The sequence below is a fragment of the Scatolibacter rhodanostii genome (assembly GCF_900197595.1).
Classification (GTDB): Bacteria; Bacillota; Clostridia; order Oscillospirales; family Acutalibacteraceae; genus Scatolibacter; species Scatolibacter rhodanostii.
Map to the genome: position 1 here is coordinate 1 of NZ_FZLO01000009.1, position 7461 is coordinate 7461.

Consider the following 7461-nt stretch of genomic DNA (forward strand, 5'->3'; position numbering starts at 1 on the left):
CGAAAAATGGCACGATTCTTACGAATTTGTTTTATGGGCATTGCTTAATGGATATCGGAAAGGCTTACAACTTGACCGAATCAACAACGATAAAGGATACTCGCCTGAAAATTGCCGTTGGGTTACACCGAAAGAAAACAGTAGAAATCGTAGAAATACTAAATTTCTCACTGTACACGGAGTAAGGAAATGTGTGTCCGAATGGTGTGAAACCGTCGATGTTAGCCCGTTCACTGTTTATTATTGGATTAGAAAGAAAGGAATTGACTATGCAGAACAAAGACTATCCGAAATTGCTTAACTGCCCGTTTTGTGGGGGGTAATCCTAAGATGACATCAGATTTCCCATATGACAAATTAGCTACAATATCGTGTGAAAACAAAGAGTGCAAGGTGCATCCTTACACCGTGGGATTGGACACCAAAGAGGCTGCCGAACGATGGAACAACCGCTCCACCCCGGAAAACAAGCCACTGACTTTGGAGCAGTTAAGACAGATGGACGGCGAGCCAGTATGGATAGAAACCATGCAAGAGTGGCGTGTTGTTTGGATTGGCATTGAAGATGATGTCAGATTGCACTCAGTTTTTAACACCATATCTGCAAAGCACGTTTTAGCTAACGATGGACGTATTTACGCCCACAAGCCCGAACAGGAGGACAAGCAATGACCGTCGAGAAATTTAAGTATATCGCTATGGTCTGCGGATATGCGAACGAGACGAAAGTGGACAAGTACATAAAATCAGTCGGTAGAGATGTATTTGACGAGGACGATTTTATCAAGCTGTATCGTCATCAGAGTGCCACGTGGCGACATTATGTTAGTTGTTAGGAAAGGAGAAAAGATATTGAAAATTTTAATAGCCTGCGAAGAATCACAAGCGGTATGCACCGAAATGCGCAAACTAGGTCACGAAGCGTACAGTTGCGATATTGAACCGTGTAGCGGCGGTCATCCCGAGTGGCATATACAAGCTGATGTTTTGCCGCTGCTGAACGGTAACTGCGAGTTTAAGACAGTTGACGGTATGGTACATAAAATAGTTGGCAAATGGGATATGTTGATTGCTTTCCCACCGTGTACATATTTGAGCAATGTGGGAGCCCCCCACCTTTTTGCAGGAGGTGGAAAAATTAAAAATCAGGAAAGATACGAAAAAGGCTTGCAAGCTAAAGAGTTCTTCATGCAATTTTACAACGCAGATTGCGACAAAATCGCAATTGAAAACCCCACACCAATGCGTATATGGAATTTGCCTAATAAATCCCAAGTTGTACAACCTTGGCAGTTTGGGCATGAGGTTCAGAAGCGTACACAGTTATCGTCTTAAAAACGGCTGTGCAGGACGGAAAATATCTATTCCATACCCAAACCAATGGGGCTGATACCGTAAAAAGCCCCATCGGAATGTTTGAGGAACTCCAAATTGACAATGATTTAAAGCTAGTTGATGAAACCATACGGGACTATTACGAAATTTAATTTAAAGGAGATTTTTATTTATGAAAGCATTTAGCAACTATGAAGAAACCAAAACCTATGTGGAACGCCCCATGTTGCCGGTTGGCGCTTACCCAATCATCATTAAGGTTGCCGAAGAAAAAACTTATCCAACCAAAGATGGAAGTGATTTTTCAAGATTTGAAATCAGTTTTGATATCTGCGATGGAGAATTCAAAGATTTCTTTGCTGACGATTATCGTGCCCAAACACAGGAAGATAAAAAGTGGAAAGGTGTCCTTAGACAATATCTTCCCAAAGACGATGGCAGCGAGAAAGACGAATGGACCAAGCGCAGTTTTAAAACTCTGATCACAGCCATTGAAGAAAGCAATGCTAAATTCCACTGGGATTGGGACGAAAAGAAACTGAAAGGCCTGAAAGTTGCTTGTTTATTCCGCAATGAAGAATGGGAATATGAAGGCAAAACCGGTTGGAAAGCGCAGCCTTTCAAGTTTATTTCTATGGAACAATTCACCAAAGGCGAGTACAAAGTACCAAAGGACAAGCCATTAGCGAACAAGCCTGCACCTGCTGAATTTCAAGAAATAAGCAATTTAACAGATGAAGATTTGCCTTTCTGATATGGATATTTTTGAAATCAAATATGCCTTAGAGCATATCACAATTCTTGTTGATACCAGAGAGCAGGACACCTCCAAATTTAGGAAAAGGCTGAAAGCAATGCAATTCCCTTATGAACGCAAAAAACTCAATTTTGGGGACTACAGCGTAAAATGCAGGCTACCTGACGGAACAGATATGGACTTCAGCAATATAGTTTGTGTGGAAAGAAAAATGTCACTGGATGAAATGGCTTCCTGCTTTGGCACAGAACGAAAGCGATTCACCAAAGAATTTGAACGTGCCAAACAAGCGGGTGCAAAGCTATATTTGCTGATTGAAGATGCAAGCTGGGAAAAAGCTTATGAGGGGGCGTATCGCTCAAAAATGCACCCCTCTGCCTTTACGGCTAGTATGCAGGCGTGGCTTGCCAGATACAATTGTCAATTGCTTTTCTGTACACCCGAAACCAGTGGGAAATTGATTGGCGACATTTTGTATCGGGAAGTAAAAGAAAGGCTAGAAAATGGCTAAAATTAGTGTAGCTACAGAAATCAAGCAACAGGTCAATATGCCTGATATCATCAATCGTTACATAGTCGCAAAACCTCGACACAACCGCATTCCATGCCCTTTTCATGATGGAGAAGATTATAACCTGTCCTATAAAAAAGGATTTTTTAAATGTTTTGTATGCGGAATGTCAGGCGATATATTTAAGTTTGTTTCTTCCTATTTCAATCTAACTTTCGCAGAATCTGTTGGCAAAATCAATGAAGATTTTTTACTTGGTTATTCTTTGCATGAAAAACCATCTTACAGAGATCAATTGAAAATGATAGAACGTCAAAAGGCATTAAGAGAATCACAAAAAACGAAAGAACATCTGGAAAAAGAAAAAGAAGATGCATATTGGAAACTGTTCGATGAAGTGGCACTGTACGAAGAAATAATTCAAAGCAGCGCCCCAAAATTGGCAGAAGAGGATTTAAAGCCTCAATTTATTGAAGCTCTGCACAATTTAGAATATAAAAAATATCTGCTAGGATTAGCAGAATCAGAGAGGTGGGGCTATGCTTGAATGACATTGTTGTTCCTGAATACACACTTGAAGATTTCACACAGTCCACAGCCCCTTTTGATTGGCTCTATCAGTTTAAAGACGACGAGTTTTTAATGGGACAGCTATGTGAACAGGTGCGCATAAAAGCTGGTGATTTGAAATTTAGAGGCTTCATGAAACTTTGGAAAGCTTATTTGAAATCAAGGAATGCAGCAAATCGCCTTGTTATCGCTAATAACGTTTCAGATTTCTCTGAGCAGAAATTCGAGCTTTTTACAGGAGAATGGCAAGCCGATGACAGCGGTATTACCAGTTATGACCGATACGGAAATGAAATTATTGCCTGCAATCATCCGATTATGCCAATTCAAAGGCTTGTCAATATTGATACCGATACAGAAAAACTTGTGCTTGCCTATCGAAAACGAGGTGGATATTGGCGCAGTATTACAGTAGATAAAAAAACGCTTGCTTCAGCCAACAGCATTGTCAGCCTTTCGGAATATGGAATTGCAGTAAATAGCGAAAATGCCAAATATCTTGTTCGATATCTTACTGATGTGGAGAGTGTAAACGTGGAAAATATAGAAGAAATTAATTCAGTTGGTCGGCTTGGTTGGATAGAAGAGCATGGTTTTTCACCTTATGTCGATGGGTTGCTTTTTGATGGTGAAATTAGTTTTAAACATTATTTCGAAAGCGTACAGGAAAAAGGAAAGTTTGAAAAGTGGCTTAATTTAGTTAAAAAAGTACGAAGTGAAAGTAAAATTGCCAGAATCATGATGGCAGCTTCCTTTGCTTCCGTATTGGTCAAACCAACAAACTCATTACCTTTCTTTGTTCATACGTGGGGCGGCACAGAAGCCGGTAAGACAGTAGGTTTAATGTTTGCTACATCGGTGTGGGCAAATCCTCAAATGGGGGCTTATATACATACTTTTAATTCAACACAGGTCGGGCAAGAGGTGTCCGCAACTTTTGTAAACTCTTTACCGCTGGTGCTTGACGAATTGCAAATTATTGGTGACCGAAAAGACTTTGACAAACTTATCTATACTCTGTCAGAGGGAATCGGAAGAACTCGGGGAGCTAGAACAGGCGGATTACAAAAAGTAGGCACTTGGCAAAATTGCATTATCACTTCGGGAGAGCAGCCTATCACCAATGGTTCTTCCATGAGCGGTGCTATCAACCGCATTATTGAAATTGACTGCAAGTCCGAAAAAATATTCAAAGACCCAATTCATGTCGTAGATGTAGTGAAAAAGAATTATGGGTTCGCAGGAAAACAATTCGTTGAATATCTACAGAATCCTATCAATATGCAAGTTGCTATCGCTTTGCAAAAGAAGCTTTACAAAGAGCTTTCAAATGGTGAAACCACCGAAAAGCAGGCCATAGCTGCAAGCGTGATTTTGGCAGCCGACAGGCTCACAGAGGACTTGTTTTTTAAAGATGGAATCGTTCTTTCTATCAATGATATCTCTGAATATTTGGCTAAAAAGTCGCAGGTGTCGGCACATGAAAGAGCCTATGAATTCTTGTTTGACTATGTAGCTATGAACCACAACAAGTTTGTTCCGTCAGACTTCAGCGAAATATATGGTTGTGCTGACGAATATCACATCTATATCATAAAATCTCACTTTGACAAAATCATGCGTGATGAAGGGTACAATTCTGCAGCGTTTCTCTCTTGGGCAAAAGAAAACTGTTTGCTTGAACATAAGCCCGGTCGCAATACAATGAATAAAAAGATTATGGGAGAAAACACAAATTGCGTTTGTATTATCAAACCTGCACAAAATGAAAACAATGAAATTGAGCAAGTTGACACAGGAGATTTACCGTTTGATTAAAAAGTAGACACTGGTAGACAGTCGGTAGACAAAAGGAAGAGGCTCTTAAACCGCATGAATACTAGAAAGTAGACGAAGTAGACACAGTAGACACTTATTTTAATAAGCTCATATATAAGAAGTTTATTTATGTGTGTGTTGTCAATGTTTAATAAAAAACGTTCACGTATAGAAGTTTGTCACAGAGGTGTCTACTATGTCTACCGAAGCTGTAAACCCGCATATCCACTGCGTTTGAACGGTAGACACTACTGTGATTTATGTGTCTACCAAGTGTCTACCTTGTCTACTCAAAGAAAGGAGGAATTTATGGAGCGAAGTGATTTGATTGAATGTATTCGAACAAGAACCTTTGTTAAATATGAGGGTTCAGAATATCTACCACTTGCTTATAAGCTCAGCCGAACGGATAAAAGCTGGATTCATTCTGTTGAGCTGCAGGATATGAGAACGAATAAATGCTTGGTGATTGCTCCGTTGGATAAGGTGGTTTTAGATAATTAAATTTCAAAAGTTTTATTTAACTATTTATTTCGCTAGGCATACATCTAAAAAATCTTTCCCCAAAGGAGTGAGTTCTGCAATACCTTTTAGTAATTCAACATCTTTAAATAAGTAATCATCTCTTGGTGACTGGTATCCACCTTCTGGAACCGGAGATATATAGTTTTTTAGATGTAAAAACGCTGGATGTTGCTCAAACATATCATATGCATTTTCATTTGTATAATATTTATCATAATCTATTTTTATTAAACCAAGCCTTGATATTTCAGATAAAGAAGATGCTTGTAAATCTATATTTTGTACTCTACTATTCTCTAGAAATACGTTTGTTTTTACGGTTTTATAACCGAACTTCACACGATTTAACCGGTATTCACACACAGGTGTAATTGGGTCTAGAAACGAAAAAATTTTTAAATTCTCTGCATCTAAAGGAGACATCTGAGAAATTATTTCAGAAAATGACGGGCGAATTTTAGTTTCGTAAGCACTATCCATTGATCGAGAAATTAACTTAACAAACATATCTCTTATAGATTCTTCTTCCATGCAATACTGAGATTTTTGAAGTGCTGGCCCTACTATTTGTAACTTAGGTTCTATACGATTCATTTCAGGAATTGCATCCGTAGCTGTTTTTAATTCTTTTTCATATTTTGAAATATTAGCGGCAATTTTCAATCTCTTCATCTCTGCCTTTTCGGAAATGCCACCAAACACCAAAAACCAGATATCAGCAAATGTTGTCCCGGCTTCTTTAGTTGGCTTATCGGTGAGATTTTCACATGCCTTATCCAACGATTTAGGAATTTCAAACTTTTCAATATCCATGAAATTTACATCCCTTTCTCAACACAAGAGGTATCATATGATTTTAAAACGGATTAGAATTATTCGCTTACAAGTTAAAATTCAAATAGCCCAAGTCTTTTACTACTTTTGGTGCGATATAGAAAATTATAGCAAAAAACTTCAAAGAATTGCAGATAAATTTAAAAGGTAGCTTATTAACAAATAATACAATTTACATTGTGAGGTGGTTAATCAATTAAATTATAAATTTATTGCATCAAAATAAATATCACAAGTATAAAAAAGACTTTCCTTTTTTCAAGTATTGAGCGAGATGTATCTTCCCAGATATTTGTTCTTCAATTTGCCACTTGTCTTTTTCATTCCTGACTAAGTTTCTAACGTGCCATCTCATATCCGCAAATGTTTTCTCTTTCGTTTCATTTTGGGCTTCATTTGCATCACCTCGTCCGATGTACATTAACGCTTCCAAATCTAATAAATCGTTAAAAGATAAATTTTCAAGGTAAGGGTTTAATGATGCAGGGTTATCTTCAGCTAATTTTATAACTGTATCAATAGTCTGGGTGGAAACCATATTAAAACCTCTTTTCAATCTTTTTCTTCCAGTATATTTCAACATTCAACAAATGTAAAGGAGCAATCCATGAAACAATCCGAACGAAAACAACTTCGTCTCAATTCCCCCCCCCCAATGACACCTTTAGAGCAAATCACATTTGAGGATATTAGGCAGCTCACTTACATATGTCCGTTTTGCTGCTGTTCTCTTGGAATAGATATAAAACGATTACCTGATAATTGTCCTGATTGTGGACAACCGATACAGAAAGCGAGGAAATAACAATGCAAACGCTAGGAGATAGATTAAAACAACTGCGAAAAAATAAAGGTGTATCTATGATGACAGTTGCAAAATCGGTTGGAATATCCGATGCAGTCTACTGCCGATACGAACATGATATATCAGAACCCACTGCAAATAGAATCGTGTGGCTCTGTGATTATTTTGGAGTTTCAGCCGATTATTTACTGGGGAGGACGGATGAATGAAAAGATACATAGATGCCGAATTACCAAAACAAGCTGAAGTTCTCGCAGATGAAGTAGTTCGCCTAAAAAGTCTTTTGCTTGGGATGAAAGCGAAATA

At 38.3% G+C, this 7461-nt stretch carries 11 protein-coding genes and 1 pseudogene; 10 read left to right on the forward strand and 2 right to left on the reverse strand.

Features of this window, described 5'->3' with window-relative positions; translation table 11 throughout:
- The 9 genes and pseudogenes from CS931_RS12755 to CS931_RS12420 form a co-directional block, all read left to right on the forward strand.
- Positions 1 to 301, forward strand: a pseudogene (locus CS931_RS12755) (hypothetical protein); the annotation flags it as partial.
- 29 nt (positions 302 to 330) lie between these two features.
- On the forward strand, positions 331 to 672 hold the full coding sequence (locus tag CS931_RS12390) for a hypothetical protein (protein ID WP_099206206.1): 342 nt from the start codon (positions 331 to 333) through the stop codon (positions 670 to 672).
- Positions 669 to 836: a hypothetical protein gene (locus tag CS931_RS12760; protein WP_159459836.1), complete on the forward strand. Its 168-nt coding sequence runs from the start codon at positions 669 to 671 to the stop codon at positions 834 to 836. Before CS931_RS12390 ends, CS931_RS12760 begins: the two co-directional genes overlap by 4 nt.
- 16 nt (positions 837 to 852) lie before the next feature.
- Positions 853 to 1335, forward strand: a complete 483-nt coding sequence (locus tag CS931_RS12395; protein WP_099206207.1) for a DNA cytosine methyltransferase — start codon at positions 853 to 855, stop codon at positions 1333 to 1335.
- A gap of 172 nt (positions 1336 to 1507) precedes the next feature.
- The gene (locus CS931_RS12400) at positions 1508 to 2089 is read left to right on the forward strand and encodes a hypothetical protein (RefSeq protein ID WP_099206208.1); all 582 of its coding nucleotides are present in this window, start codon (positions 1508 to 1510) and stop codon (positions 2087 to 2089) included.
- Position 2090: 1 nt separating this feature from the next.
- The gene (locus CS931_RS12405) at positions 2091 to 2603 is read left to right on the forward strand and encodes an ERCC4 domain-containing protein (protein WP_099206209.1); all 513 of its coding nucleotides are present in this window, start codon (positions 2091 to 2093) and stop codon (positions 2601 to 2603) included.
- Positions 2596 to 3150 (forward strand): CHC2 zinc finger domain-containing protein, encoded by a 555-nt coding sequence (locus CS931_RS12410; protein WP_099206210.1) that lies wholly within the window; start codon positions 2596 to 2598, stop codon positions 3148 to 3150. The genes CS931_RS12405 and CS931_RS12410 overlap by 8 nt, the downstream gene beginning before the upstream one ends.
- Positions 3147 to 4991 carry a DUF927 domain-containing protein gene (locus tag CS931_RS12415; RefSeq protein ID WP_099206211.1) on the forward strand — a complete coding sequence of 615 codons (1845 nt, stop codon included), beginning with the start codon at positions 3147 to 3149 and terminating at the stop codon, positions 4989 to 4991. The genes CS931_RS12410 and CS931_RS12415 overlap by 4 nt, the downstream gene beginning before the upstream one ends.
- Before the next feature lie 309 nt (positions 4992 to 5300).
- On the forward strand, positions 5301 to 5495 hold the full coding sequence (locus tag CS931_RS12420) for a hypothetical protein (protein ID WP_099206212.1): 195 nt from the start codon (positions 5301 to 5303) through the stop codon (positions 5493 to 5495).
- Positions 5496 to 5519: 24 nt separating this feature from the next.
- On the opposite strand, the gene CS931_RS12425 is transcribed toward CS931_RS12420, so the two are convergent.
- Both CS931_RS12425 and CS931_RS12430 read right to left on the reverse strand, forming a co-directional pair.
- Positions 5520 to 6329: a DUF4393 domain-containing protein gene (locus CS931_RS12425; protein ID WP_099206213.1), complete on the reverse strand. Its 810-nt coding sequence runs from the start codon at positions 6327 to 6329 to the stop codon at positions 5520 to 5522.
- A gap of 250 nt (positions 6330 to 6579) precedes the next feature.
- Complete coding sequence (locus CS931_RS12430) at positions 6580 to 6888, reverse strand: DUF3775 domain-containing protein (protein WP_099206214.1); 309 nt, start codon at positions 6886 to 6888, stop codon at positions 6580 to 6582.
- Positions 6889 to 7157: 269 nt separating this feature from the next.
- Here CS931_RS12430 and CS931_RS12435 point away from each other — a divergent pair, with 269 nt between their 5' ends.
- The gene (locus CS931_RS12435) at positions 7158 to 7364 is read left to right on the forward strand and encodes a helix-turn-helix domain-containing protein (protein WP_099206215.1); all 207 of its coding nucleotides are present in this window, start codon (positions 7158 to 7160) and stop codon (positions 7362 to 7364) included.
- Positions 7365 to 7461: the final 97 nt, after the last annotated feature.